The sequence below is a fragment of the Pandoraea eparura genome, assembly GCF_902459725.1.
GTDB lineage: Bacteria > Pseudomonadota > Gammaproteobacteria > Burkholderiales > Burkholderiaceae > Pandoraea > Pandoraea eparura.
Genome location: NZ_CABPSH010000001.1, coordinates 689,958 through 716,663, shown reverse-complemented (window position 1 = coordinate 716,663; position 26,706 = coordinate 689,958). Strand labels below are relative to the sequence as shown.

At 60.4% G+C, this 26,706-nt stretch carries 27 protein-coding genes and 1 tRNA gene; 23 read left to right on the top strand and 5 right to left on the bottom strand.

Annotated elements, in window-relative coordinates; all coding sequences use genetic code 11:
• Positions 1 to 105: 105 nt before the first annotated feature.
• The 14 genes from PEP31012_RS03220 (at position 106) to PEP31012_RS03155 (ending at position 11,602) form a co-directional block, all read left to right on the top strand.
• Positions 106 to 420: a cellulose synthase gene (locus tag PEP31012_RS03220; RefSeq protein ID WP_150587867.1), complete on the top strand. Its 315-nt coding sequence runs from the start codon at positions 106 to 108 to the stop codon at positions 418 to 420.
• Between the two features lie 65 nt (positions 421 to 485).
• Positions 486 to 722 carry a hypothetical protein gene (locus PEP31012_RS03215; RefSeq protein ID WP_246171114.1) on the top strand — a complete coding sequence of 79 codons (237 nt, stop codon included), beginning with the start codon at positions 486 to 488 and terminating at the stop codon, positions 720 to 722.
• 42 nt (positions 723 to 764) lie between these two features.
• Positions 765 to 1,004, top strand: coding sequence for a major capsid protein (locus tag PEP31012_RS03210; RefSeq protein WP_150587866.1), 240 nt, complete (start codon positions 765 to 767; stop codon positions 1,002 to 1,004).
• A gap of 159 nt (positions 1,005 to 1,163) precedes the next feature.
• Positions 1,164 to 2,705 carry a hypothetical protein gene (locus tag PEP31012_RS03205; protein WP_150587865.1) on the top strand — a complete coding sequence of 514 codons (1,542 nt, stop codon included), beginning with the start codon at positions 1,164 to 1,166 and terminating at the stop codon, positions 2,703 to 2,705.
• Positions 2,706 to 2,717: 12 nt separating this feature from the next.
• Positions 2,718 to 3,011 (top strand): DUF2523 family protein, encoded by a 294-nt coding sequence (locus tag PEP31012_RS03200; protein ID WP_150587864.1) that lies wholly within the window; start codon positions 2,718 to 2,720, stop codon positions 3,009 to 3,011.
• A 3-nt stretch (positions 3,012 to 3,014) separates the two neighbouring features.
• Positions 3,015 to 4,118, top strand: a complete 1,104-nt coding sequence (locus PEP31012_RS03195; RefSeq protein WP_150587863.1) for a zonular occludens toxin domain-containing protein — start codon at positions 3,015 to 3,017, stop codon at positions 4,116 to 4,118.
• Positions 4,115 to 5,473, top strand: coding sequence for a type II secretion system protein GspD (locus PEP31012_RS03190; RefSeq protein ID WP_150587862.1), 1,359 nt, complete (start codon positions 4,115 to 4,117; stop codon positions 5,471 to 5,473). Before PEP31012_RS03195 ends, PEP31012_RS03190 begins: the two co-directional genes overlap by 4 nt.
• A gap of 397 nt (positions 5,474 to 5,870) precedes the next feature.
• On the top strand, positions 5,871 to 6,650 hold the full coding sequence (locus PEP31012_RS03185; protein WP_150587861.1) for a rolling circle replication-associated protein: 780 nt from the start codon (positions 5,871 to 5,873) through the stop codon (positions 6,648 to 6,650).
• Between the two features lie 4 nt (positions 6,651 to 6,654).
• On the top strand, positions 6,655 to 6,858 hold the full coding sequence (locus tag PEP31012_RS03180; protein WP_150587860.1) for a DUF4224 domain-containing protein: 204 nt from the start codon (positions 6,655 to 6,657) through the stop codon (positions 6,856 to 6,858).
• A 73-nt stretch (positions 6,859 to 6,931) separates the two neighbouring features.
• Positions 6,932 to 7,939: a tyrosine-type recombinase/integrase gene (locus PEP31012_RS03175; protein WP_343039877.1), complete on the top strand. Its 1,008-nt coding sequence runs from the start codon at positions 6,932 to 6,934 to the stop codon at positions 7,937 to 7,939.
• A gap of 478 nt (positions 7,940 to 8,417) precedes the next feature.
• Positions 8,418 to 8,723 (top strand): helix-turn-helix transcriptional regulator, encoded by a 306-nt coding sequence (locus PEP31012_RS03170; RefSeq protein ID WP_150587858.1) that lies wholly within the window; start codon positions 8,418 to 8,420, stop codon positions 8,721 to 8,723.
• Positions 8,724 to 8,787: 64 nt separating this feature from the next.
• Entirely contained in the window at positions 8,788 to 9,609 is an 822-nt protein-coding gene (locus PEP31012_RS23545; RefSeq protein WP_246171113.1) for a reverse transcriptase family protein, read from the top strand.
• Between the two features lie 371 nt (positions 9,610 to 9,980).
• A complete protein-coding gene (locus PEP31012_RS03160; protein WP_150587857.1) occupies positions 9,981 to 10,844 on the top strand; it encodes a hypothetical protein in 864 nt (287 codons plus the stop codon).
• Positions 10,845 to 10,870: 26 nt separating this feature from the next.
• Entirely contained in the window at positions 10,871 to 11,602 is a 732-nt protein-coding gene (locus tag PEP31012_RS03155) for a hypothetical protein (RefSeq protein WP_150587856.1), read from the top strand.
• Between the two features lie 150 nt (positions 11,603 to 11,752).
• Here PEP31012_RS03155 and PEP31012_RS03150 read toward each other — a convergent pair.
• The 4 genes from PEP31012_RS03150 to PEP31012_RS03135 form a co-directional block, all read right to left on the bottom strand.
• A tRNA-Met gene (locus PEP31012_RS03150) sits at positions 11,753 to 11,829 on the bottom strand.
• 181 nt (positions 11,830 to 12,010) lie between these two features.
• Entirely contained in the window at positions 12,011 to 13,669 is a 1,659-nt protein-coding gene (locus PEP31012_RS03145; RefSeq protein ID WP_150587855.1) for an MFS transporter, read from the bottom strand.
• Positions 13,670 to 13,840: 171 nt separating this feature from the next.
• Positions 13,841 to 15,400 (bottom strand): sensor histidine kinase, encoded by a 1,560-nt coding sequence (locus PEP31012_RS03140; RefSeq protein ID WP_425494917.1) that lies wholly within the window; start codon positions 15,398 to 15,400, stop codon positions 13,841 to 13,843.
• 134 nt (positions 15,401 to 15,534) lie between these two features.
• Positions 15,535 to 16,224, bottom strand: a complete 690-nt coding sequence (locus PEP31012_RS03135; RefSeq protein ID WP_017232933.1) for a response regulator transcription factor — start codon at positions 16,222 to 16,224, stop codon at positions 15,535 to 15,537.
• Positions 16,225 to 16,426: 202 nt separating this feature from the next.
• Between PEP31012_RS03135 and recA the strand changes: the two genes are divergently transcribed.
• The 8 genes from recA (at position 16,427) to PEP31012_RS03095 (ending at position 25,183) form a co-directional block, all read left to right on the top strand.
• Positions 16,427 to 17,488, top strand: coding sequence for a recombinase RecA (gene recA, locus PEP31012_RS03130; RefSeq protein ID WP_150587853.1), 1,062 nt, complete (start codon positions 16,427 to 16,429; stop codon positions 17,486 to 17,488).
• 109 nt (positions 17,489 to 17,597) lie between these two features.
• Positions 17,598 to 18,143: a recombination regulator RecX gene (gene recX / locus PEP31012_RS03125; protein WP_150587852.1), complete on the top strand. Its 546-nt coding sequence runs from the start codon at positions 17,598 to 17,600 to the stop codon at positions 18,141 to 18,143.
• A 309-nt stretch (positions 18,144 to 18,452) separates the two neighbouring features.
• Positions 18,453 to 19,139: a DUF2889 domain-containing protein gene (locus PEP31012_RS03120; RefSeq protein WP_150587851.1), complete on the top strand. Its 687-nt coding sequence runs from the start codon at positions 18,453 to 18,455 to the stop codon at positions 19,137 to 19,139.
• Positions 19,136 to 20,302: an ADP-forming succinate--CoA ligase subunit beta gene (gene sucC / locus PEP31012_RS03115; RefSeq protein WP_150587850.1), complete on the top strand. Its 1,167-nt coding sequence runs from the start codon at positions 19,136 to 19,138 to the stop codon at positions 20,300 to 20,302. Before PEP31012_RS03120 ends, sucC begins: the two co-directional genes overlap by 4 nt.
• Before the next feature lie 84 nt (positions 20,303 to 20,386).
• Positions 20,387 to 21,268, top strand: coding sequence for a succinate--CoA ligase subunit alpha (sucD, locus tag PEP31012_RS03110; protein ID WP_017232938.1), 882 nt, complete (start codon positions 20,387 to 20,389; stop codon positions 21,266 to 21,268).
• A gap of 146 nt (positions 21,269 to 21,414) precedes the next feature.
• Entirely contained in the window at positions 21,415 to 22,143 is a 729-nt protein-coding gene (locus PEP31012_RS03105; protein WP_150587849.1) for a TerC family protein, read from the top strand.
• A 229-nt stretch (positions 22,144 to 22,372) separates the two neighbouring features.
• The gene (locus PEP31012_RS03100; RefSeq protein ID WP_150587848.1) at positions 22,373 to 22,897 is read left to right on the top strand and encodes a pilin; all 525 of its coding nucleotides are present in this window, start codon (positions 22,373 to 22,375) and stop codon (positions 22,895 to 22,897) included.
• A 489-nt stretch (positions 22,898 to 23,386) separates the two neighbouring features.
• A complete protein-coding gene (locus PEP31012_RS03095; RefSeq protein WP_150587847.1) occupies positions 23,387 to 25,183 on the top strand; it encodes a PglL family O-oligosaccharyltransferase in 1,797 nt (598 codons plus the stop codon).
• A gap of 84 nt (positions 25,184 to 25,267) precedes the next feature.
• On the opposite strand, the gene thiD is transcribed toward PEP31012_RS03095, so the two are convergent.
• Positions 25,268 to 26,110 carry a bifunctional hydroxymethylpyrimidine kinase/phosphomethylpyrimidine kinase gene (gene thiD / locus PEP31012_RS03090; protein ID WP_150587846.1) on the bottom strand — a complete coding sequence of 281 codons (843 nt, stop codon included), beginning with the start codon at positions 26,108 to 26,110 and terminating at the stop codon, positions 25,268 to 25,270.
• Between the two features lie 217 nt (positions 26,111 to 26,327).
• Between thiD and PEP31012_RS03085 the strand changes: the two genes are divergently transcribed.
• Positions 26,328 to 26,498 carry a rubredoxin gene (locus PEP31012_RS03085; protein ID WP_006400971.1) on the top strand — a complete coding sequence of 57 codons (171 nt, stop codon included), beginning with the start codon at positions 26,328 to 26,330 and terminating at the stop codon, positions 26,496 to 26,498.
• Positions 26,499 to 26,706: the final 208 nt, after the last annotated feature.

Here is a 26,706-nt window from a genome sequence, read left to right as displayed (position 1 = left end):
ATGTGAATTCTAATCTACCGGGTGTGTACATGCCCCAGTTCTACCAATTTAGCGCCCACTTACTCAGGCCATAAAACGTAGTACACCTAATATAACGAGATAACCATGAGCAAACAGAAACTAACAATTCTTTCCGTCAACACCCGAAGCGGGACGAGCCAAAAAACGGGGCGAGCTTACACGATTCGCGAGGCCCAATGCATCTTGGAGCAGTCCTCGGATGGCAATTCCAACATCGTTGTAGGCGTCATAAACCTGCCTGATGCACTCGCAGACCGCCAGCCCGGCGACTATCTCGCTGAGTTCGCCCTTGCACAAGGCAATGGGAGTGATGCGGGCCGCCTAGTGCCGCGAATCATATCTCTAGTGCCTTATGGCAACCCGCGTCCTCAGCCAAAAGCCGACGCGAAGGCAGCGTAATTGTCATGCCGGCCGGCACCGCTCTGTTTGCTCTTGTCTGCGTGCCCGCCTCATCCGCAGATCAAGTGAGCACCGTCGACCAACAGGTGTGTCCGCCCGCTGATGGACAGCACTTCCGTCTTCAGCAGCAGCAGGCTTACGTACTCTCGCCGGATAGCGCGGGGTATATCGATTCGATTGTCCAGCCATTCGACTACACGGCGGCGGCTGGCTTTTGGGGGTTGGCTTTCACCACCATCATTACGTTGTGGCTGGTGAGTCATGGTGCAGGCGCGATCGTCAACTTTTTGCGGCGCGCCTGATTTTTGTTAGCGGGTTAAGCCGCTTTTTCAGGACTACATAAGATGAAGGCAAAACTGCAACAACTCAAGAAGATCGCGGCACGCACTGGTCTGATCGTGACTGGTGCGTCGGCTGTCGAGGCTCACGCAGCGACGACCGCGCCGGACTTTTCGGCGCTCACGAGTGGCATCGACTTCTCAACCGTCACAACCGGCGTACTGGCTGTGGCCGCAACGCTCATCACCGTGTATGTCGGGATCAAGGGCGCGAAGATCTTGATCGGCATGGTTCGAGGCGCGTAAGTCTCCGGCTACGCGAAGGTGCATTTTTGGGGGCTGCGGCCCCCGCTTTCGCTCAATGAGGTGGGGCGTCGTGGACTCGAATAGCGCGTGGTATCTGGTGATGTTCATCTTCGGGATGGTCTGCGCCTGGGCGGTGATCGTCGGTTTCAAGGAGTCGTGATGCGGATTAAGAACGTTGTTCTGTTCGTTTCGCTGAGCTGTGTTTTGGTGGCCCAGGTGGCTCAGGCGCAGGCGTTGCTTGCCCCGGTTGAGAACCTGGTGATCAATCGGGCGCAGGCGGCCATTATTTCTCGTGTGGCGATTGCGCGGGGTTTTGCGGCCAATGATCCGCGCATCGCGGCGACTTTGACCAGCATGAGCCAAGCATCGACGGCGCTTAGCGTGGTGAGTACGGGGGCTGCTGTGGGGCTTGGTTTCTTGGGCGCACCAGTTTGGCTGACGATTGCGGCGGGGGTTGGAATTCTCGCCGCTGGCTCCGCCATATATGCGGGTAATGTCACGCTGTCTCGCTCGTTCGACGGCAAGACAGTGACCGCCCAGCAGCCTGTTCCGCAGGGCGTCGGATCAGGTTATGTGAATGTTCCTGCGGCTGACCCTGGTGGGGGCTATATGGTCGATCCGTGGTCGTGGGCAGCGTCGGTGGGTATTCCCGTATATCACACGGTGTCGTGCATGCCGTCGGATTCGCAATGCGTGGCGTTCCCTGCTGCGCCAGCGGTAGGTCAGAAAAATTTTGACTTCGTGGCGGGCAGCCTGGAGCTTATTCCCAACACGATTTCTCAAGTCCAGCAGTATGAACAGTATTACGAGACGTTTGTGGCGAATAGTGGACTGTCAAATAGTCCGGGTGCCGACCAGATTCAAAGCGTTAGTGTGTACTGGGTACCGAATGCGGACGGCACCAGTCAAACGCTGACGAAGACGGTGAGTCGTCTGCGCTTTACGTGCGACGCGACGAGCTGCACTTGGCAACCGAAGACAACGGTGACACCGCTGACCAATTACGCGATAGGACCGGGTGTTCTGCCAATCAGTGGGACAGACCTTGCGACGATCTATCAGAGCCTTTCGCCGTCGTCGTTGAGCCAGCCCCTCACGACAGGCACGCTTGCGCAGCTTGTAAACCAGACGTGGCAGCAGGCGGCTGCACAACCGGGGTATCAGGGTTTGCCGTACTCGGTGACCCAGCCCGTTACCGCGACCGATGTTGCGCCATGGGCACAGGAAAATCCTTCCGCAATGCCCAACGTCAGTGACCTCTTCCGGCCGGCTTCCGATCCGGGCGTATCGACAGTGACGATTAGCCCTACAGTTCAGCCAGGAGGTGCCGGCTCGACTGATCCCAGTGGCAATCCAAGTCCGGGTAGCAACGTTAATGTGATCAACACGCCGAACGTCAACGTGGTCAACAAGGTGTCTGTCGATCTCGGTCCTGATCCTGGCGTGCAGTCGCCTATGTTGGAATCGCCCCCGACAATTTCGATGATTTTGTCGCCTGTGCTTAATCTTTTGCCGGATGTAAAGACGTGGGCGGTGCCCAGCCATAGCTCAGTCTGTCCACAACCGTCGTTCACGGTGCTCGGTCACTCGTACACCATGACTGCGCAGTGTGACCTTGCCGAGTCGAACCGTTCGGCCATCTATACCGTGTTCGCCGCCATGTTCACGCTCGCGGCGATGTTCATCGTGTTGCGTGCATAAGGGGAGGGGGAATTGTTCGCGATTCTGGTGTCAGCGGCCAACGTTGCGCTGGGCTTTTTGCTGCGCTCTGTCGTCGCGAAGTTCTTTCTGTACTTCGCGCTGTATTTCTTCGTCACGGAGGCCATTTCGTTGCTTCAGTCGATGCATGTGCTTCCGACAGCCGCATCGCTGGCGGGCGCGTTCGGTGCGATCGGTAGCGATGTCTGGTACTTCCTCGACCTGTGCGCATTCAGTTTCGGCGCGCCGCTGGTGGTGTCAGCCTACGTTACGCGCTTCATCATCCGGCGTTTGCCGATCATTGGATGACCTATGGCGATCAATGCATATTGCGGCGTGATGGGTTCGGGAAAGTCGTATGAAGTCGTGCAGGGCCCATTGCTCGACGCAATTGCTAGCGGACGGCGTGTCGTGACCAACGTGGACGGCATCAACGAGGCCAGAATTCACGAATACCTCATAGCGAAGGGGCGGGGCGAGCGAGCGCGTTTCGGGTCGGTGGTCCATGTGCGTACCGATGACATGAGCAAATCCGCGTTTTTTCCGGTAGAGCACGAGTCGGCGGAAGGGGCGACGGTCACGCCCGGATTTGTCGAGCCGGGCGATCTGTTGGTCGTGGATGAGGCGTGGAAGCTGTGGGCGGCGGACAAGAAAATCCCCGACGAACATATGGCATTTTTCCGGATGCATCGACACTTTACGCACGCTCAAACTGGGGTGGCCTGTGACATTGTGTTGATGATCCAGGGCATTGGCGACTTGCATCGTAAGTTGAAGGAGGTGGTGGAGCTGTCGTTTCGCATGCACAAGCTCAAGTCGTTGGGCCTGTCGTCGGGCTACCGGGTGGAGCAGTACGAGGGCTGGAAGCAGAACAACAAGACACGTGTGGGTACGTATGTGCGGAAGTACAGCAAAGACGTCTTCCCACTGTACAAGAGCTACGCCGGTGCCGGCGGGAATGAGGCTGTGGTCGACAAGCGGCAGAACGTTCTGGCGAACAAGCGTCTGTGGCTAACGCTCGCGTTCCTGGTTGCGATGACGGTTCTCTCGGTGCGCTTCCTGTGGTCGTTCTTTCATCGCGCGGCGAATGGCACGACGGCGACCGCTGCGGGGCCCGTGGCGGCTTCGGCGGTGCCGGGCGGGCCATCGGCGGCGCATTCTGAGACCGGTGTCGGCCGTTCCAAGCCATCGTTTTCGGAAAATTGGCGGATCGCCGGAAATTACAGCGGGCCGGGCGTGGCTTGGGTGGTGGTGGCTGATAGCACCGGGCGTTTGCGCATGGAAAGCCGGTCGATGTTTCAGAACACTGGGGTGGTGCAGGTGGGCACAATTGATGGCGAGCAGGTGTCGACATTTTCGGGTGTTAAACCGGAGGCCGGGGCGGTGTCTTCGGTCGGCCTTGGGGGTGGTAAATGAAGTGGGCTGCGGCTCTGATGCTCGCCGCGTCGTTCGGGTGCGGCGCGGTCGAGACGGGTGGCAGGGCGATTGTGCCGCCGATTCGGTTACCGGTTGTGGAGCCGCTTATGGGCGGCGGGTTGCCGACGTTGCCATTGATACCTTTGGCGGCGCCACCGCTTGCACCGCTCAAGATGGGCAATGCTAAGTCGGTCGATCTGCGTTTTGTGAACGTCGCTCAAGTGGTTGACCTGATCTATGCGGACATGCTGCGAAGTCAGTACGTGATCGCCCCTGAAGTGCTGGCCGACACGCGCGTGGTGTCATTCCGGTTCGAACGTACGAAAGGTGACATCCGTGACAGCCTAGCGGATTTTCTCGGCTCGCTTGGCTTCGGCGTGCTGACGAAGAGCGGCGTCGATTATGTGTTCAAACGCAAGGATGATGAGCATACGGAGCCGGATAAGCAGGTATTCGTGTACGTGCCCAAGTACCGTACCGCCGATTATCTTGCTCGCCTGGTGCAGCCTCTGTTTTCAGGTCAGTTCACGATGAATCGCTCCGTTACGGCTCCGGCCAGCTCACGCGCTCGATCGGATGCACCGCCCACGTCAGCCGCAGCAATGATCGATCAGTCTTCTGACACGATGGTTTTTCTTGGCACGGCCAAAGAGATTGGCATGTTGAAATCTTTGTTTCCGCAAGTGGACACAAAAGCTGGTGAGGTAGCGATTCGTGCTTGGGTCTATGAGGTTTCGACGGAAAGCGACAAGACCACCGGTTTTCAACTGGCCGCAAGCATTCTCGGAGGGCGTCTAGGGGTTTCGCTCGGCACGGGAACGGTGGACCAAAACACGAACGCGTTGCGCATTAAGGCAGGCTTCTTAGACGCGGCCATTTCGGCGCTGGATTCCGATGCTCGTTTTCACGTCGTTACGTCACCGAATCTCCGCGTCGCCTCGGGTAAGCGGGGGCGACTCAACGTCGGGCAGTCGGTTCCGGTGATCGGATCCGTGTCCTATCCAACATCGACTGCAACTCCTGTTCAGTCGGTGACATACGAGGACGCTGGAGTCATCTTCGACGTGCTGCCGGTCGTGAAAGATGATGTGATCGATACTGACGTAACGGTCGAAATTTCAGATTTTCAAAAAACAACGACAGGCGTGAACGGCTCTCCTACGAAAAACACGCGGAAATCAGAAACATCGATGTCGCTGTCCGACGGGGAGGTGGTGGTTATGGGCGGACTTGCGTCAGCCAAGGATTCGAACGTGCGTAGCGGCATTTCGTGGTTGCCGTCCTTCATGGACGATCGAATGGTTGGACGCTCGCGTTCTGACATTGTGCTGGTCTTACAGGTCTCGAAAATCTGAGCTATCAGGGACGCACCGGCATGAAACGCAGCAACAGTCGCCTGAGCCTGTGTCAAGGCTCGGCACAGCCGACCGCGGAGCGGCCTGGCCTTTACACAGGCTACGCCACCTCACGCTTCGGAGTGGGTTGTGCTGACCAAAGGGCGGCGCAACCCATGCCGAACATGTGCGTGATGCTTGCCGCGGGCAGCCACTTCGCGCGGCCGCCTGCCCGCAGCGGGTAGCGAGGACAGCCGGGCGCGCGAAGCGCGCTTAGATTTATATCAGTAACACTTAACGTACAAGCCGATGAAGATGCTCGCAAGCAGTAACCGCGACACCATCACAGAAAAAAGAAAAGCCCCGGCCGCTGCAACGGTTCGGGGCTAGCATAGCCACACAACAATCTGGAGTTGTCATGCTTGAAACGAGTATATCGGACTGGGCAGCGTTCCGTCGAGAGTGGTTGATTCGAGGCCGCAACTTCGGCGACGGGCAAGTCGAAGTCACCGCCACGCGATTTGATCGGTATATGGGGGCGCAGCGGCTGCACGCGATGCCGAAAGCGAAGCGCGGCGAGTCAGAGAATACGGAAGAGAACCAACTCGCTGCCGCAAAGCGAGCCAAACAACAGGTCCGACTGCGCTGCAAGGCGATTGGCGCAGATCGAATGATCACTTTGACATACCGGGAAAACATGGAAGACCGTGACCGTCTGAAGCGGGATTTCGATGCCCTTCGTCGCCGCTTAGGTAAGTTCCAAAATTTCCAATACGTAGCTGTCTCCGAGCGCCAGAAACGCGGTGCATGGCATCTACACGTTGCCGTAAAGGGCAGACAAAACTATCGCGTTTTGCGCTCCATCTGGCACTCAATCGTCGGCGCAGATAACGGCAACGTCGATGTGCGAAACCCCTTTAGGCAAAGAGGGCTGCGTCACAAGCTGGCTGCTTACCTCGGAAAGTACCTTACAAAAGACTTCGCAGAACACAAGATGAACGAAAAGCGCTATTGGACGAGCAGAGGCATCGCTGTCCCCGAGCGGCACCCGATTGATCACATCTTAAGTAACGATCCGGCTAAGGCAATCGTGATTGCTTTTGAGGCAGCGCAGGCGGTGGGTGCCAGCTTGGATCACTGCCAAGTATTTTGGAATCAGGAGCTGGGCACTTTTTGGCTAGCTACACGGGAGAGCTGATGTGATGGATTTATTCCTCTCTCCCCTAGAACTGGCCGTGTTGACCGGAAGAAAAGTAAAGTCAAAGCAAGTCGATGCTTTGCGCAGAATGGGGATCGCATTCTTTGTGAACGCTGCGGGGAAGCCGGTCGTCACTCGATCAGCGGTAGAAGGTGGGAAGGATATTGTGGTGCGAACGTCGTGGCAGCCTAAGGCGTTGGCGAAGTGATATGGGACGACGCCCTACGAAGAATCTCAATTTGCCCACTAGAATGCGGGCGCGAAAACAGCGTAGTGGAAACGTGTATTACTACTACGATACCGGTGGTGTGCCGAGGAAGGAGATCCCGCTCGGGGCCGACTATGTGGATGCGGTGAGGCTGTGGGCGGAGCTTGAGGCGGAAGGGCGGACGAGACATATTGAGTTAGTGACGTTTCGATATGTTGCTGAACGATATGTACGCGAGATCCTGCCAAGCAAGGCGCGTCGCACGCAACGCGACAACCTGCTCGAATTGGATTTCCTGTACCGCTTTTTTGACGATCCTCCTGCCCGTCTCGATGAGATTCGACCCGTGCATGTTCGGCAGTACCTTTCTTGGCGGATGGAGCAGGCGAAACGGTGGTACTCGGAGAATGGGCGACAAGCGCCTGAGCGCGCAGGGCACGTTCGTGCGAATCGAGAAATTGCGCTGTTCTCGCATATTTTCAATTTTTCGCGGGAGCGAGGATTTACTGATGGCGCAAATCCCTGCGTTGGGATTAAGAAACACCGCGAATTCGGCCGCAACGTATACGTAGAGGACGGGTTGTTTCAACGGGTATGGCAATTTGCTGATCAGCCGACTCGTGACGCTATGGATCTCGCGTATCTGACCGGTCAACGGCCTGCCGACACGCTCCGATTCGACGAGAGCGATATACGTGATGGCGAACTTTGGGTCGTGCAAGGGAAGCGTGGGAAGAAGTTACGGATATCGGTCGTAGGTGAGTTGGGCGAAGTCATCAAGCGCATTCAGGCCCGGAAAACCGGCTATCGAGTGGCGAGTTCGGCGCTGGTTGTCAATGAGAAAGGGGAGCGTATGGGGGCTGACGCGCTCAGATTTCGCTTCGATGCGGCTCGTGAGGCGGCTGGTATTGAGAAAGGACTCTTTCAGTTTAGAGACTTGCGGGCAAAGGCGGGCACCGACAAAACCGAATTGTCTGGAGATATTCGCGCCGCGCAGAAACAGTTGGGGCACCAGTCGATAACGATGACAGAACACTATGTGCGCGAGCGAAAAGGCGACAGAGTAGGGCCGACTCGATAACTTCATGTTTCGCTATTGGCGAAAAAATGTTGCTCTTTGCGAAAATTCTGCTACGCTTGTCTCTGAGGCATCGGAATAACTCGCTGCTGTATTGACCGTTCGGTCGTGGGGCGTATGCCCTAATGTTTGTCGTCGCTCGGTCTGTCCCGGTCGTACGGGGTAGGTAGGTGCGGCGCGAGAGTGCACGTCGCGAAACCGTGCACTCGCTTCGGATGTGGGGGGTAGTCCCGTCGTTTGCTCCGTTTCAGTTACATGCGAGAGCTGTCGCACCCCGCGGCGGCGTAACTGAAGGGGCCACATATGGACCTGAATACCTCCAAACGACGGGGGCTAGTCGGCAAGATGGTGTCCGTTCTTGTTCGGCCGGAAACTTGGCGCTGTGCTGTCTATGCTGTGCGCTTGGTCTGGTTGTTGGGACGGATTTACGATCAATGGCGCCACTAGCGCCCCCTGCTTTTTGAAGAAGGAGCTTGGAGCTATGTTGCATCGTGCACTTAAGCTCATGAGAACGTTTCACCAGTTGTCGCAGACAGATCTCGCGAAGAAACTGGAAATTTCGAACTCGTATCTGAGTGAAATCGAGTCAGGCATAAAAACGCCGGGCATCGACCTCCTGTCCCAATATTCCCGGGTGTTCAAACTGCCAGTGTCGTCCATCCTGCTTTTTTCGGAGCAACTGGACGAGGGGACGACCGGAAGCAAATTGCGCGTAAAGGCGGCTGACAAGATTCTGCGGTTGCTGGAGTGGGTTGCGGACAAGGAGGCGCTTGCCAATGAGCGCTAGGCCCGCTTACCCGCTCAATCAGTCGCCGTTGTTTCGGCTTTCGTCCAAGAGACGAGCTGCGGAAGTGTTGGGCATTGATCTGCAGGAGATTGAGCAATTGCTCGGTGAGCGGAACTATCGTGTATTCGTGAATGCGAAGGGGCGCACCATCCAGCATCCGATTGGGGAGCTTGCAGGGGTGCATAAACGTATTGCGTCTTTGCTGGGGCGGCTAAAAGTACCGTCCTACGTTCGATCAGTGAAGGGGGAGTCGTACGTGTCCAACGCCGGCTCGCATGTCGGCAACGGCCCCTTGATCAAGACCGATATAGCTCAGTTTTACCCGGGTACTAATTTCAGTGCCGTGTACGGCTTCTTCCGTCGAGACATGGAGTGCGCGCCGGATGTCGCTCACCTTCTGGCCCGGCTATGTTGCTTTCGGCAGCGGCATCTTCCGACCGGGAGCTACCTTAGCGGGCCGTTAGCGTTCTTCGCGCATCGTGCAATGTTTGATCGGATTTATTGTCTTGCGCTGGAGCGCGGATGCGTAATGACGGTTTACGTCGACGATATCGTCATTTCTGGTGTGGGTGCATCAAAGGAGCTGCTGTACCGGGTGCGGGGACTCATTCGTGCTGCCGGTCGAACCAGCAAGGACGATAAATCCAAGACCTTTCCCGCTCACAAGCCTAAAACTGTGACCGGGGTGATTGTAACTTCAGACGCTCTACGCCTTCCCAATTCACGTCACAAACAAATGCATGAGACTCGATTGGCCATTCGTGCAGCCGGAGGGGATAGAGAGCGGAGGTCTCTTCGCGCATCGCTCAGAGGGCGGCGGCAAGAGGCCAGCCAGATTGCCAAGTGGAACGTTCGTAACCCTGAGTCGCGTGAGTTCGAGGAGTAGTTCAGGATGAGTTGTGATTACCATCACTGGATGGTTGTCGCGCGTTTGGTTTGTTGACGGAACTCCTCATTTTGGTAGGGCGTTTAGCTTGACAAACCGGTTGAAGTCGCACAAAATCGCACTTACTGAAGACCTGCTGCCGCTGCACGGGAGACCGTGGGGGAAAGATTGGCGTAAAGCCTCTCGGGTGGTGGGACCTGAAAGTCCAGATGACTGGGTTCTGAGTCGCGAGCCGCATGCAGGCGGCTGCCACGTATGACTTAGATAATTGCGCGATTGCGCCCCAGATCTTCTTGCCCCCTGCAAAAGCAGTCCAAGACATTGGCCTCTTAGGATTTTCCTAAGGGGCTTTCTGCTTTCAAGGGCCAACGATGACTTTCGAAGAATACTTGGACCTCCTGGTCCAGACTGTAACGAAAAATATGAATCCCGTGAGCCGCTCCGTTATGGCGGCGGCCTTGGGCAATATGCTCCGGCAAGCGTCGCCGGACGTCACCTGGAAAACCTTCGGCAAGCGCACTCTCAGTGAGCTTTTGACTGATCCGAGGGTTCAGCCTCATCTCAGGACATTCGAGACCGCAAAGGGTGCTCTAGCGGTTTCGCCAGTGGGCGAGCTGCCGGCTGGGGATGTCCCTGCTATCGAAGTCTTCAATCCTCTGCGTAAGTCGGTTTGGGAGGCTTTTGTGCTGCCTTCGCCGAGCGGTCGGCGCTTTATGCATCGCGTCAACGGGGTGATCCGCGCAGGGCTGGAAATCGCGCCGGCGCCGGCAGACGATTGGGTGGAGATTATCCCGATTTCTCCGGATGAGCAGCGCGAGTGGGCGCGAGACTTCATTGCCAGTGCTGACGGACAAAATGTCGCGGGGGCGGAGCAGGCTCTGGCGACTGAGGGGTGGCACCCCTACGCATTCTTCCAGCTGCTTCGGGGGCAGGACGAGAATATTGCGCGTATGTGGAATCGCTTTCGTTCTGCGAAGGTGTCGACGCGCGTTCAAGAGTGGTTGACGCAGCACTCGTTGCCGGTGGAGCGGGGATTCCAGGGTGCTACGCGCCCTCGGCAGCAGGAAGTGGGGGGTGCGCTTCCGGGTGTTCAATCGACGCCTGTACTTGGTGGTGAGGGCCTTCGTGAGGCTATTCTGCTGGCCATTTCGACGCTCCCGCTCGAAAGGCTTCTGGAAATTCCAATTCCTGCAGGAGTGATGCTGTCCGCGCTTTCCCAGGCTAAGACGCGCTAATTAAGCGCGAGTCAAAGGAACGCGCGATGCCAGTCGTTTACATAGGTCATGCTGCTAGCCAATATGCCGGTGATGCCGCGGCTTTGGTTGAGCATTGCGTGCGAGAACCGGATGGGCACGGCGGTTGGGTGATCAAGGCGACCATTTACGAGCGCAACTCGTCGCTTAATGTGCGAGAGTTCTGTTCAATTGTGCGTCAGACTCCTGGGCCGGTCTTGTTAATTCGCCCGGTGCAAAGCAGGACCGTTGAGCTGGTGCGTGAAAAGCTCGATGGATTTGTGCCTGTTGTTGTTTGTGAGGCGTACGAGATTGGCGCCCTGAGGGCTTCAATCGCCGACGTTTGCAGGTGCCATCAAGGCGGCGAGCCGCACGAAGCCCTCGACGTCGTCGTGGCTTTTCTTCTGATGCGCAAGCTGGATCAAGAGCACATGTGGACGGGAAACGCGAAGGGGTATATGTGGGCAAGCGACATTCCGAAGGGGCGCGGCGTCGATGATAAATACAGTGGGCGGGTGCCGCACGTGCTGAACACGCTGTTGCAGGAGGGGATCGTGGTTTACAAGACCAGCAACTCCAAGCGGAAGTACGCGCTGAACCCTGAGAAGCGTGAGTTGATTTATGGGTATTTGCGCAAGCGACGCTTGCCGGATGGTCTGCATCGCAAGCTGTCACGATCCGATGAAGTTGAGTCGGTCCGTGTGCTCGATTGCTTGGACATCTACGCGGGAGCGGACGAGGGCGAGGGTGGCGAGCACTGATTTTTCGAGATGATCCCTCCTCCGATTGGTGCGAGGGATCTCGTAGTTGCCGAGTGAGCTTCGCCAGTATTCGGCAAAGGATTGCGGAGCGCGTCTGCGTTTGCGGAGCAAAGAAAAAGGGTCTAGCTTGCGCTAGACCCTTTCTGCATTTGGTGGCGAATCAGGGACTCGAACCCCGGACCTGCGGATTATGATTCCGTCGCTCTAACCAACTGAGCTAATTCGCCGTAGAAGAAAGAGTATAGGTAAGCCCCCGTGGGCTGTCAACTTATTTTTGCAAGACATCGCAAAAAAGATGTCGCCGTCCCTTGTCCCACCTCGCCGCCCCGGGTTCCAGAAACCGCAACGCCGAGACCCGAAGGCCCCGGCGTTGTCGATTTCTCTCAACCTGTCCTGCAGGTCACCCCATCAGTCGTTGGCGTAGATGTCGACGTCCTTGGTTTCCTTGATGAACAGCATGCCGATGACAAAGGTCGCGAGGGCGATGATGATCGGGTACCACAGGCCGGAGTAGATGTCACCCTTGGCCGCTACGATTGCGAACGCCGTGGCCGGCAGGAAGCCGCCGAACCAGCCGTTACCGATGTGATACGGCAGCGACATCGACGTGTAGCGAATGCGCGTCGGGAACATCTCTACCAGCATCGCGGCAATCGGCCCGTACACCATCGTCACGAAGATCACCAGAATCGTCAGCAGCACCACGACCATCGGCTTGTTCATCTGCGCCGGGTCAGCCTTCGGCGGATACCCGTCGGCCTTGAGCGTGCCGGACATGTCGGCCTCAAACGCCGCGGTCTTCTCCTTCGCATCCGCCGCCTTGCCATCGACCGACGAAATCACCTTGTCGCCGATCTTCACCGTGGCCATCGTGCCCGCAGGCGCCGCTTGGTTCTCATAGTTGAGGCCCGAACGCGACAGGTAGCTCTTGGCGATGTCGCACGAACTCGTGAACTTCGACGTGCCCACCGGGTTGAACTGGAACGAGCACTCGTTCGGATCGGCGATCACCGTGATCGGCGAGCGCGCGGTTGCCGCTTCCAGCGCCGGATTGGCGTAGTGCGTGAGCGCCTTGAAGATCGGGAAGTACAGCAGCGCCGCGATCAGGCAGCCCCCCATGATGATCGGCTTGCGCCCGATCTTGTCCGACAGCGCGCCGAAGAACACGAAGAACGGGCTGCCGATGAGCAGGGCCAACGCGATCATGATGTTCGCCGTATTGCCGTCGACCTTCAGCACCTGCGTCATGAAGAACAGCGCATAGAACTGGCCCGTGTACCACACGACCGCCTGACCGGCCGTCAGGCCAACGAGCGCCAGAATCACGATCTTCAAATTCTTCCATTCGCCGAACGACTCCCGCAGCGGCGCCTTCGATGCCTTGCCCTCGGCCTTCATGCGCTGGAATGCCGGCGATTCGCTCAGTTGCAGGCGGATCCACAGCGACACCAGCAGCAGCACGAGCGACAGTACGAACGGCACGCGCCAGCCCCAGTTGGCAAACGCTTCTTCACCGATCAACGTGCGGGTGCCGAGAATCACCAGCAGCGACAGGAAGAGACCCAGCGTGGCGGTCGTCTGAATCCACGACGTGTAGAAACCGCGACGGCCATGCGGCGCATGTTCGGCAACGTACGTGGCGGCACCGCCATATTCGCCGCCAAGGGCCAGGCCCTGCAGCAAACGCATGGCAATGAAGATCACCGGCGCGGCGATCCCCCACGACGCGTAGCCCGGCAACAGACCAACCACCAGCGTCGAGAGACCCATCAGCGTGATGGTCACCAGGAACGTGTACTTGCGACCGACCAGGTCGCCGATGCGGCCGAACACGATGGCGCCGAACGGACGCACCGCGAAACCCGCCGCGAACGACAACAACGTGAAGATGAAAGCCGCCGTCGGGTTGATGCCCGAGAAGAACTGCCGGCTGATGAAAACGGCCAACGACCCGGCCAGGTAGAAGTCGTACCACTCGAACACCGTGCCCAGCGACGACGCGAAGATGACCTTCCTTTCTTCGGCGGTCATCGGCGCATGGGAGGTGGCTGTCGTTGTAGTAGCCATGCGGTTGTCTCCTGTAATGTAAGCACGCCCCTGGGTTGCGCCCGGGCCGCTGCAGTTGATTATTGGAGGACAACCTTACCGACGTCTGACGCCAAACTGACTCGAAGCTTACGTTGCTAGGGACTTACCCTCGACTTTGGCCTGAAATTGAACGTATTTCGCGTGCTTTCGTCATGCATGCGGGTTTTCGATAGGCTCCTCGGCGAGGGGGAACGTGACGCGAATGAGGGTACCCGTTGCTTCGGGGTGCTGCGCGTCGACATGGTCGAGCACGCTCACGTCGCCGCGATGGATCTGCACGATCTCGCGCACGATGGCCATGCCCAGGCCACTGCCGTCGCTGTCGCTGCCGAGAATGCGATAGAAGCGCTCGAACACCCGCGCGCGCTCCGATGCCGGAATGCCCGGTCCGGTGTCCTCGACTTCGAGATGAACAAAATCGTCGGACGCTTCATGTCGCAAACGCACCGTCACCTTTCCTCCCGCCGGCGTATAGCGGATCGCGTTATCGATCAGGTTGTTGAGCAACTCGCGCAGCATGACCGGCTGCCCCGACAGATGCACCGCGAACGGCGGCTCCTCGAAGCCCAGATCGATCCGCTTGGCGAACGCGGCCTGAAACCAGTCCTGCATGGCGCCACGGGCAAGCACGCTGAGATTGACCGGTGTGAAGGCAGCGGCGTCGTTCGCGCTGTTCTCCGCGCGCGCCAGCGCCAGCAACTGGTTGACGAGACGCGCCGCCTGCTCGGAACTCACGGCAATCTGCGACAGTGAGCGGCGTAATTCGTCAGGCGACGTCTGGCGCAACGCGAGTTCGGCCTGCATGCGCAGCCCCGCGAGCGGCGTCTTGAGTTGATGCGCGGCGTCGGCGATGAAACGCTGCTGGAGCTTCATGTTCTGCTCCAGCCGGCCCAGCAGGTCGTTGAGCGAACCGACGAGTGGCGCGATCTCCGGCGGGGCCTGCCGCGCTTCCAGCGGCGACAGATCGTCGGGGCGCCGGGCGCGGATGTGCTCCTGCAGCGCATGCAGCGGCGCGAGGCCGCGCGACAGGCCAAACCACACGAGTACGATGGCCAGTGGCAGGATCACGAACTGCGGCAGGATCACGCCCTTGATGATCTCGTTCGCCAGTTGGCTGCGTTTGTCGAGCGTCTCGGCGACCTGGACGAGCGCCATGCTGCCGGCCGGTGTCATGTGCGGCAAATCGACGTACGTGAACGCGACGCGGATGTCGTTGCCACCCACGGTCTCGTCGCGAAACTGGACGACGCCCGGCTGAGGACGATCGTCTTCGTGCGGCAGCGGCAGGTCGGCCGTGCCGCCGACCAGTTCCCCCTTCGCCCCGAGTACCTGGAAATAGACGTTGTCGGTGGCATCGGCGCGCAGCAGGTCGCGCGCGGGCATGGGCAGCGTGAGTGTGACCTGGCCGCGATCCGAATGGACCTGTTGGGCGAGGACATAGGTGTTGGTCTCGAGTGCCCGGTCGAACGGGCCGTTGGCAATCGATTTCGCGACGAGATACGTCACGGCAATGCTCATCGGCCAGAGCAGCAGCAGCGGCGCGAGCATCCAGTCGAGAATTTCGCCGAAGAGCGAGCGCGGTGGCGGTTCGGCCTCGTGCTCGAGCGGCGCGCCGAAGCCCGGGCGTACGAAGGGATCGGCGTACGGATCGAACCGCTCGAACGCGTCGTCGGCGCGGGCAGGCGAGCCGGTGTCACGTCGTGAGGACAGACCCTCCGGCGCTGGGGGCAAACGCGACGACGCGTCCGATTCCGCAGGCGTGGCGCGATGATGGTGGCGAAAGCTCAGACGCATCGGGCGGGAAGGCTAAAGAGGCTGGGACGGCCGGGGCCGCAGTCGGCGGACTACGCCGCATTGGCAGGCGCGGCGGCCGGCTTCTCCAGACAATACCCCAACCCGCGGATCGTGGCGATGCGTACACCGCTGGGCTCGATCTTCTTGCGCAGCCGGTGCATGTACACCTCGATGGCGTTATTGCTGACCTCTTCGCCCCAGCCACACAGGTGATCGACGAGTTGCTCCTTGGAGACAAGCCGGCCCGTGCGCAGCAGCAGCACTTCGAGCAGTTCGAGTTCGCGCGCGGACAGGTCGAGCATCTGCTCATTGATATAGGCGGTGCGCCCGACCTGATCGAAGCTGAGCGGGCCGTGCCGGATGACCGTCGAGCCGCCGCCCGCGCCGCGCCGGGTCAACGCCCTCACGCGCGCTTCGAGTTCGGCCAGCGCGAACGGCTTGGCCATATAGTCGTCGGCGCCAAGATCGAGCCCCTTGACGCGGGCGTCGACGCTGTCGGACGCGGTCAGGATCAGCACGGGCAGATGGGAGTTGCGCGCGCGCAGCCGGCGCAGGACTTCGTGACCGGGCAGGCGGGGCAGGCCGAGGTCGAGAATCAGCAGGTCGAACGTCTGGGCGCAGAGCGCGGAATCGGCTTCGAGCCCTGTCTTGACGTGATCGACGGCGTAGCCCCCCTGGCGCAGCGAGCGAGTCAGGGCGTCGGCCAGAATGCTGTCATCCTCTGCGATGAGAATTCGCATGGGCGTGATAGGCTTGTGTAGGCACCGTCGCCTGGCGGCTGCGGTGTGTCTCCTGTGATGTTGCGGCGCGTGGTTCGCGGCTTTTTTTGTCGTTTCGGCGCTTTCGGACAACAGGCACTTGCAAAGAGCACTGGTTTTTTATACAGTACCAGCATTCACGCCTCACTCGAGCCGTCTCGCTCATCATATCAAAGGACGATTCATGGAAGAAAGCAAGAAAGGGTCTGCCAATCTGTCGGCCGAGAAAGGCAAGGCGCTGGCCGCCGCCCTCGCGCAGATCGAAAAGCAATTCGGCAAGGGCTCGATCATGCGTCTGGGCGACGGCGAGGTCGAAGCGGACATCCAGGTCGTCTCGACCGGCTCGCTGGGGCTGGACATCGCACTGGGCGTGGGTGGTCTGCCGCGCGGCCGTGTGATTGAAATCTACGGTCCGGAATCGTCGGGCAAGACCACGCTCACGCTGCAGGTCGTGGCGGAAATGCAGAAGATCGGCGGCACCTGCGCGTTTATCGACGCCGAGCACGCCCTCGATGTCGGGTACGCCAACAAACTGGGCGTTTCGGTGCCGGAGCTGCTGATTTCGCAGCCGGACACGGGCGAACAGGCCCTGGAAATTGCCGACGCGCTGGTGCGTTCGGGCTCGATCGACCTCATCATCATCGACTCGGTGGCGGCGCTCGTGCCGAAGGCCGAAATCGAAGGCGAAATGGGCGACTCGCTGCCGGGCCTGCAGGCGCGCCTGATGTCGCAGGCCCTGCGCAAGCTGACCGGCACGATCAAGCGTACGAACTGCACGGTGATCTTCATCAACCAGATCCGGATGAAGATCGGTGTGATGTTCGGCAACCCGGAAACCACGACGGGCGGTAATGCGCTGAAGTTCTACTCGTCGGTGCGTCTGGACATTCGCCGGATCGGTTCGATCAAGAAGGGTGACGAGGTCGTCGGCAACGAAACCCGCGTCAAGGTCGTCAAGAACAAGGTGTCGCCGCCGTTCCGCGAAGCGATTTTCGACATCCTTTACGGTCAGGGGATCTCGCGCGAAGGCGAAATCATCGATCTGGGCGTGAACGCGAAGATCGTCGAGAAGGCCGGCGCCTGGTACAGCTATAACGGCGAGAAGATCGGTCAGGGCAAGGACAACGCGCGTGAATTCCTTCGCGAAAATCCGGATATCGCCCACGAGATCGAAAACAAGGTGCGTGCATCGCTCGGCGTCACGGCGATCAACGAGACCGGCGAGATCGAAGCAGACGAGGTCTGAGGACCGCCTGCCTGTTCCGGAGGTCCCGGAGCGGCAACGCGAAGCCTGTCGGCGCCGCGTTGCCGTTTTTGTTTTCCGGTCCCCGCTTTGCGGGCACCACGATGACGTCATGATCACTCGCCGTCCTCCCCGATATCCGAATGCGCCGCCGCCCCCGCCGGGCGCCGATGCCGTTGCGGCCAAGCCGTCGCGCAAACCCGTGCTGAGTCTGAAGGCGCGCGCGCTGTCCTACCTTGCGCGTCGCGAATACAGTCGGACCGAGCTGCGTCGTAAACTTGTGCCGTTTGCCGACGCCGAGGATCCTGAGGCGCTCGATCGTGTGCTCGACAGCCTGGAGCAGGAGCGTTGGCTGTCCAACGAACGATTTGCGCAAAGCGTCGTGCATCGGCGTGCTTCGCGCATGGGGACGACGCGTATCGTCAACGAACTCAAGCAGCATCAGGTGGATGCCGACACCGTGACGGCGCTCGCGACGCAACTGCGCGAAACGGAACTGGCCCGCGCCCGTGCCGTATGGCAGAAGAAGTTTGGCGAAGTCGCCACGACCCCCGAGGCGCGCGCCAAGCAGATGCGGTTTCTCGCCTCGCGCGGTTTCTCGCGTACCGTTATCAGCAAAATCGTGCGGGGTGCCGACGATTTCTCGGACGATGATTGACACGAATTCCATTGCTTTCCTGATGGATGCCGCCTCATTCATCGGGGAAGTGCCGGCACTGCGGATGGACTCGCAACCCGCATGAATGCTGGCGTGACAGGCTGAGGCAACTCGCGTGACGCGCCATGCCACAGTTATCGCGATATGGCGTTGCACCATACGTCCGTCGCTCGCTGAATTTTGATAACCCGACCAATGGGTCGGGTAATTCAGCCTTATGCGGCGGGCTTCTGTTGCGCTGCGGCAGAGTCCCTCGCCGCCTATGCTAGAATTCAGATCTTTCCGCGTTCATGCATTGCACACTCTCGCATGCCGCTCTCTGAGCCTGTCTCTCGTACCCTGCGTCACCGCCGCGCGATCGCTGTCGAAGCGTTTTCGCGCGACGATGGCCTATGGGACATCGAAGCCTGTCTAACCGATCACAAGGATCGGGATTTTGCATTGGCAACGGGACTTCGCAAGGAGGGCACGCCGATTCACGCGCTATGGCTGCGCCTGACGATCGACGAGAATTTCGAGGTGCATGACGCCGAGGCCGTCTCCGACTGGGTGCCTTACCCTGGCATTTGCGATCAAATCGCCCCCGACTACCGTCAGTTGATCGGGCTGAACCTGCGACGCGGCTTCCGCCATGCGGTGCGCGAGCGCCTGGGCGGCGCGGCGGGTTGCACCCATCTGACCGAGCTTTGCAGTGTCCTGCCCACGGCAGCGATTCAGGCCTTCGCCGGCGAGGTGATCCACACGCCCGACACGGCGCTCAAGGCCGCCAAAGACGCCGATGCTTCGGCACCTCCTTTCCAACTCGGACATTGTCACGCCCTGCGGTTTGATGGCGAGGCGGTGCGCCGGTTTTACCCGCGCTGGTTCAACGGCCGCGCAAACGATCGAGCGAACGAGCCCACGACGCCCGCCACGACAGAAGCGGCGCGCGATGGTGCCTCGACTCGCCAGCTCGAACCCAAACTTCCAACTCAGCAAGAAGGGAATCACGCATGAAGATTCATGAGTATCAAGGCAAGGAAATCCTCCGGAAATTCGGAGTCGCGGTGCCCCGCGGCATTCCGGCGTTTTCCGTGGACGAGGCCGTGAAGGCAGCCGAAACACTCGGCGGTCCGGTTTGGGTGGTCAAGGCCCAGATCCACGCAGGGGGTCGCGGTAAGGGCGGCGGCGTGAAGGTTGCCAAGTCGATCGAGCAAGTGCGCGAATACGCCAGCCAGATCCTCGGCATGCAACTGGTCACGCACCAGACCGGTCCGGAAGGCCAGAAGGTCAATCGCCTGCTGATCGAAGAAGGCGCCGACATCAAGAACGAACTGTACGTCAGTCTCGTGGTCGACCGCATCTCGCAGAAGATCGTCCTGATGGGTTCGAGCGAAGGCGGCATGGACATCGAAGAAGTCGCCGAAAAGCATCCGGAACTGATTCACAAGGTCATCGTCGAGCCGTCCGCCGGTCTGACCGACGCGCAAGCCGACGACCTGGCCAAGAAGATCGGCATTCCCGACGCTTCGATCGCCCAGGCTCGCACGATCCTGCAAGGTCTGTACAAGGCCTTCTGGGAAACCGATGCATCGCTGGCCGAAATCAACCCGCTGAACGTGAGCAGCAACGGCACGGTCACCGCGCTGGACGCCAAGTTCAACTTCGATTCAAACGCCCTGTTCCGCCATCCGGAAATCGTCGCTTACCGCGATCTGGATGAAGAAGATCCGGCAGAAGTCGAAGCCTCGAAGTTCGATCTGGCCTACATCTCGCTCGACGGCAACATCGGTTGTCTGGTGAACGGTGCCGGTCTGGCCATGGCCACGATGGACACCATCAAGCTGTTCGGCGGCGAGCCGGCGAACTTCCTAGACGTGGGCGGTGGCGCCACGACCGAGAAGGTCACCGAAGCGTTCAAGATCATGCTGAAGAACCCGAACCTGACCGCTATTCTGGTCAACATCTTCGGCGGCATCATGCGTTGCGATGTGATCGCCGAAGGCGTGATCGCCGCCTCGAAGGCCGTCTCGCTGAAGGTGCCGCTGGTCGTGCGCATGAAGGGCACGAACGAGGACCTGGGCAAGAAGATGCTCGCCGAATCGGGTCTGCCGATCATTTCTGCGGACAGCATGGAAGAAGCTGCCCAGAAGGTTGTCGCGGCTGCCGCAGGCAAGTAACCAGAACAGTCGAAGCCGCAGCGGCGCGCGGCCCCCAAGGGGTGTGCGAACGCTGCCCGGCAACCGGATGAAGGAAATCAAGCAATGTCGATTCTGATCAACAAAGATACAAAGGTCATCACCCAAGGTATCACTGGCAAGACCGGCCAGTTCCATACCCGTATGTGCCGCGAATACGCGAACGGCAAGAACGCGTTCGTCGCTGGCGTGAACCCGAAGAAGGCTGGCGAAGACTTCGAGGGCATTCCCATTTTCGGTTCGGTCAAGGACGCGAAGGCGCAGACCGGCGCGACCGTGTCGGTGATCTACGTGCCGCCCGCAGGCGCTGCCGCTGCCATCTGGGAAGCCGTCGAAGCTGACCTGGACCTGGCGATCTGCATCACGGAAGGGATCCCCGTGCGTGACATGATCGAAGTGAAGGACCGTATGCGTCGCGAAGGTCGCAAGACCCTGCTGCTCGGCCCGAACTGCCCGGGCGTGATCACGCCGGACGAACTGAAGATCGGCATCATGCCGGGTCACATCCACAAGAAGGGCCGCATCGGCGTGGTGTCGCGCTCGGGTACCCTGACGTACGAAGCCGTGGGTCAACTGACCGCACTGGGCCTGGGCCAATCGACCGCCGTCGGTATCGGTGGCGACCCGATCAACGGTCTGAAGCACATCGACGTCATGCAGATGTTCAACGACGATCCGGATACGGACGCCGTGATCATGATCGGTGAAATCGGTGGTCCGGACGAAGCCATGGCGGCCGAGTGGATCAAGGGCAACATGAAGAAGCCGGTCGTCGGCTTCATCGCGGGCGTGACGGCGCCCCCGGGCAAGCGCATGGGCCACGCCGGCGCGCTGATCTCGGGCGGTGCCGATACGGCCGAAGCCAAGCTGGAAATCATGGACGCCTGCGGTATCAAGGTGACCAAGAACCCGTCGGAAATGGGCCGTCTGCTCAAGTCGGTGCTGTAATTTTCGTCGGACGACCGTGTTGTGCGCGCCGGAACTGGCGCGCATGCGAGAGGTCTTGAAAAGGGAGCCCGGAGCCTCGGGCTCCCTTTTTTACTATGGCGTTTCACACGCCAATCGTCTCATTCGTTCCTGAGGAAATTCCCGCCATGCTTGCGTTTTTCGCCGAGCTGAACTGGGCCGCGGTCCTGCAGATCATCATGATCGACATTCTGCTGGGGGGCGACAATGCCGTGGTGATCGCGCTCGCCTGCCGCAATTTGCCGGCCAAGCAACGTTTGCAGGGTGTCGTATGGGGCACCATCGGCGCCATCGTGCTGCGCGTGATCCTGATCGCATTCGCCGTGACGCTGCTCGCGGTGCCGTATCTCAAGGCGGTGGGCGGCGCGTTGCTGCTCTGGATCGGGATCAAGCTGCTGGTGCCCGACCATGACGCCCACGACAGTGTGCAACCGGCCGACAAGCTTTGGACGGCCGTCAAGACCATCGTCATCGCCGACCTGGTGATGAGTATCGACAACGTCATCGCCATTGCCGGCGCCGCGGAAGGGGCAGCCAAAGACCACCAGTTGCCGCTCGTCATCTTCGGTCTGCTGGTGAGCATTCCGCTGATCGTCTGGGGCTCGCAACTGGTGCTCAAGGCGCTGGACCGGTACCCGATCATCGTCATGGCCGGGGCGGCGTTGCTCGGCTGGATTGCGGGGGGACTGATCGCCTCGGATCCGGGTGTGGGCGATTGGCTGCATCTGCCCGGCGCCGCGGCCGAATACACGCATTACGTGGCGGCGGCGATCGGCGCCCTGCTGGTCGTGGTGGTGGGGCTGGTGCTCAAGCGTCGCAGCGACGCACGACAAATGCGAGCGACCTCGTCGAAATGATCGAGTCCATTCCCGGGGCCGATATCGTCGGTCGGCGGTGGTTTCTCCGGGCGCTTTGCGTCCGATCGGACGAATCGTCCCGCCGCTGACTGGGACGATTCTCCGCACCCGTACGGCGCCACCCGATTTTGATCTGTGGCAGGGCGCTGGCTGAAGGGGGTATGGCATACTCCGCCCACTTCCCCCCGATGTCCCTTTTGTTTTCATTGCTTTCGCAGGGAGTTACACAATGCGTCGTTTCGGCCACCGGACCTCCGGTATTGCCAAATCCCGGGGTTTCACCCTGATTGAGTTGATGATCGTATTGGCGATCATCGGTGTGTTGGTCATGGCAGGGGTTCCGTATCTGCAGAGTTATCTGGTGCGTGCACGTGTGGTTGAAGGGCTGGGGGCTGCGGCGTCCGCCAAGGCACTCGTGAGCGAGAACGCCATGCACGGCGCGCCGTTCAACAGCGGCTGGCAGGCGCCGAGTGCGACCGACAACGTGAATGCGGTGACTATCGATGCCGTGACGGGCAACGTGACGGTTGCCTACACGCAACGTGCCGGCGACGGAGCCCTCGTGCTGGTGCCGACGAGCGCCGCTGCCGATGGCTCGCCCAAGGCGCTGACGGTCGGCAAGGCCCCGGAAGGCCAGATTGTGTGGACGTGTTACGCCCAGGGCCGCGACGGGGCGCCGAACGGTGCGACGTTGCCGGGCAAGCTGGCACCGCCGGAGTGCCGTGCGGCGGCGCTCACCGGCAAGTCGGGCTGAAGCCGGCGCTCGGACGGATAGCGCCGAGCCCTATCGGCGCGACATCCGCGCAACGTCGGCATTACGACGCCACTATGTCGGCCCTACGACGGCCCTACGACGGCACTGCGGCGGCACTACGGGGGCACTACGGCGGCACTACGGCGGCACTGCGACGCCACTATGTCGGAACAACGTCGGCCCTACGTCGGAACAACGACGGAACAACGACGGAACAACGTCTGCCGAAGGTGGACCTGACGTGCACCTGGCGTGTGCATAACGTCGACCTCGCGTTGATATAGCGGCGATCTGGCGTTGACACAACGTTGACACAACGTTGACGCAACGGCGTTGCAACCTCGACGTGACCACCCGCGCGGCCTGCCGAGATGCCGGATTTATCGACGGCGCAGTCACACGCGACACGTATGAAATGGCTGCCCCCGGGGCGGTCATTTTTCGTTATGCTTGCGCATCTTCCAACGGGTGCATTGCACGGCGGCGATCTTGTTTCCTCCTCTGCTTCTCTCGATGATCGGGCTCACGATGGGTCTGATCTGGGCCTGGCCCTATAACCTCGTCAAGCACACTTATCCGATTTCCACCTTCTATGCGGAAGCGCTGACGTTTTCGCTGTTCGCCCTGCTGGGAGCGCTCTCAATGATCGCTGTGTGGCAGCGCGATGCGCGGGCGCTTCGCATGCCCCGCGTCACATGGATGCCGCTCGCGTTTATCGCGGTGATACTTGTGCAACGTGCCACCATGGCGACCGAGCTGCCACAACTGATGATGACGGCGCTGCTCTATGGCGTGGCGATGATCGTAGCCGTGAGTTCAGGGTTTTGGCTGGCACAACTCGGGTGGCGCGACGCGCTCATGCGATGGAGCGCTGTGGCGCTCACACTGGGGGGGCTTTACGCCGTAGGCGCACAGGTGATGCAAGCGTTCCATCTGGAAGCCGACGTCCCCTGGCTGGTGGCCAAATACTCGGTGACGGTGGCGCGCCGTCTGTTCGGCAATATGTACCAGCCGAATCATCTGGCAACGTATTTGTCGCTCGCCAGCGCGGGCGCGTTCTATCTCTGGTATCAGCGCAAGCTGCCCGCCTGGCTCTGGCTGATCGTGTGCGCCGCATTCGATATCGGTATCTGTCTGACCGGTTCGCGCACGCCGTGGCTGCAACTGGCGCTGCTGTCGGCGTTCGGCGTGTGGCTCGTGTGGATGGTACGCGCCGAGGCGGCGCGCAATATGCGCCGGTCGACGCGATGGTTTGTGCCGGTCGCGATCCTTCCCCTGCTTGCGCTGATGACGATGTGCGTCGGGTGGGCGAACGTGGCGTGGGGGCTGCAGCTTGATGGGAGCGCCGTGGCCCGCATGCAGCAGGCCGGTCAGGTGGCGGGACGCCTGAACCTGTGGGAGTACGGGCTGGCGATCTTCCGCGAGCATTGGTGGTTCGGCGCGGGCTGGTCGAACTACATCGATGCGCAGTTTGCGCTGGTCGACAAGCTCGGCCCGGTTGAGATGGCGGACAATGCCCATAACGTGCTGCTCGATCTGCTCGCGAAGACCGGCATTATCGGCGCGTTGGCAGTCCTGGTCCCACTGGGCTTCTGGTTCGCTCGCGCGGTGCGCGGCATCAAGACGGCATCGGTTGCGTTTGCCTTCGTCCTGCTCGGCATGCTTGCGGTGCACGCCATGCTGGAGTATCCGCAGCACTATGCGTTCTTCCTGCTGCCGGCGCTGTTCCTGCTCGGCCTTTGCGAAACGAAGGCAATCGACAGCGTGCCCTCTACGGCTACCGGTGCCATCAATGGCGTGATCGTGCTGTTTGCGTGTGTGGCGATTCCCTGGCTCTACCATGACTACCAGCGCGTCGAAGTGGCGTATCGCGCGGGCAAGATCGAGGCCTATCGCACGGATCCGGCACTCTTCTTCACACCGTATGGCGACTACGCGGTCACGGGGGCGTTGTACCTGAATCGCGATCAGCTCGACGAAAAGCTGGCGGCGCATCGCGAAGCGCTGGCGCTGGGGGCCGGGCCAACGATGATCAAGCGTTACATCGTGTTGCTGGCGCTCGCCGGTCGCGACGACGAAGCGCTTGAGGACATTCGGCGTCTGAAATACTACAACTCCGCGATTTTCGACGGGCAGTACGCCGCGCTTGTCCGGATGCTGCGCGAGCAGGGCGACACGCTGAAGCCGTTCATCAAACGGGTGATCGAGACGTGGGGGCGGCCCAAGGGCGAAGCGGACGACGAAGCGAGCGTGGCGCCGCAAGGGAAGTCGTCATCCCTGTCGTAACCCTCGCGGCGTGCCCCCAGTCATGAAACCCAACGCCCGCGAGAGACGCGGGTGTTGTGCATTACGGTACTGCGCAGGGAAGGCTCAATCCTTGGGGGCGTCGCCGTCTTCCTCCTGATCGGTCTCTTCGCTGCGTGCCCAGAAGAAGCGGTCGGGAAAATGGCGTCCCATGCCCGGGCGGAACGCGTTCTCCAGCACCTGTTGCAGATACTCCTGCGCTTCGCTGACGGCTTCGGGCACGGCGAGGCCGTTGGCGAGCATTGCAGTGACGGCGGCTGCCAACGTGTCGATGGCACCGGCCACGTTGTGGGGCGGCCGGTCCCAGGCGTCCTCGCGCACGACACCGCCATCGGTGTAGAGCGTGTGCGTGAACTGCGGTGCGTTGTTGTCACTCACCAGAACGAACTCGCACCCGTTTTCCAACAGGATGGCGACGGCTTCGTCGAGTGAAAGGTTCTCGTTCTCCGTGACGGTCTGGGCCAGCGCCACGGCATTGGCCGGGCTCACGACGAGCACGCTGGCCTGCGGCACGAGCAGGCTGGCCGTGGCCTCGCGCAATTCGTCCGCCGAGAGCAGATGCTCGCCGGCCAGGCCAAAGTCGGGCGCCACCACGAGGGGCGTCTCGTCGTAATCGGCCACGATCTCGGCGATGGCCGCGACGTTCTCGGCGTTGACGGCGCTGCCGACCTTGAACGCGGCGACGGGCATGTCTTCGAGCAGCATGCGGGCCTGGTCGACGACCCAGTCCGGGTCGACCGGCTGTACGTCATTGCAGGTGCGAGAGTCCTGGGCGGAATAGCCGGTGAGCACCGACACGCCGTAGCCACCCATGCTGGCGAAGGTGAGCAGGTCAGCCTGGACGCCGGTGGCCGAAGTGGGGTCGGAGAGTCCGAAGGTCAGGAGAATGGGAGGGGATTCAGTGTGCATGGAGGCAGGATAGACGGCGATCTGGTCACGCCTTGGGTTCGTTGGTACCATCACGCCTTAAATGCCCGTTTCGGAGCGCTGGAAAGCGCCGTGGGCAGCGCCCGCCGGACAACGAATGCACCGGCAGGTTCCCACTACACCGTACGACATCTCTGTCGGCGGGGCCCGAAGCGGTTGACAAAGCCATTGTAACGGAACGCTCGTCGCTGAAGAAAGCATGGAATACAAGAGCTGGATGTGCCTCATTTGCGGTTGGATTTACGACGAAGAGGCAGGTTTGCCCGACGAGGGCATTGCGCCCGGCACGCGCTGGGAAGACGTGCCCATCAATTGGACCTGTCCGGAGTGCGGCGCGCGCAAGGAAGACTTTGAGATGGTGCAGATCTGAGAACGGGCGGCCTGGCTGCCGCCTGATCCCCGAGATCCTTGCGCGTCTGCCTCGTCTGCCGCGCTTGTTGCGTTTGTCGCGTTTGTCGCGCGCACCGAAGCCGCCAATGCGTCCGATACGATCCCACCGGCTGCGTGGCACGGCGCTCGACGATCCGCCCGGTCATCGGCCGGGCCGGTCACGCGGCGGACTTCCCGCCCAAATTCAC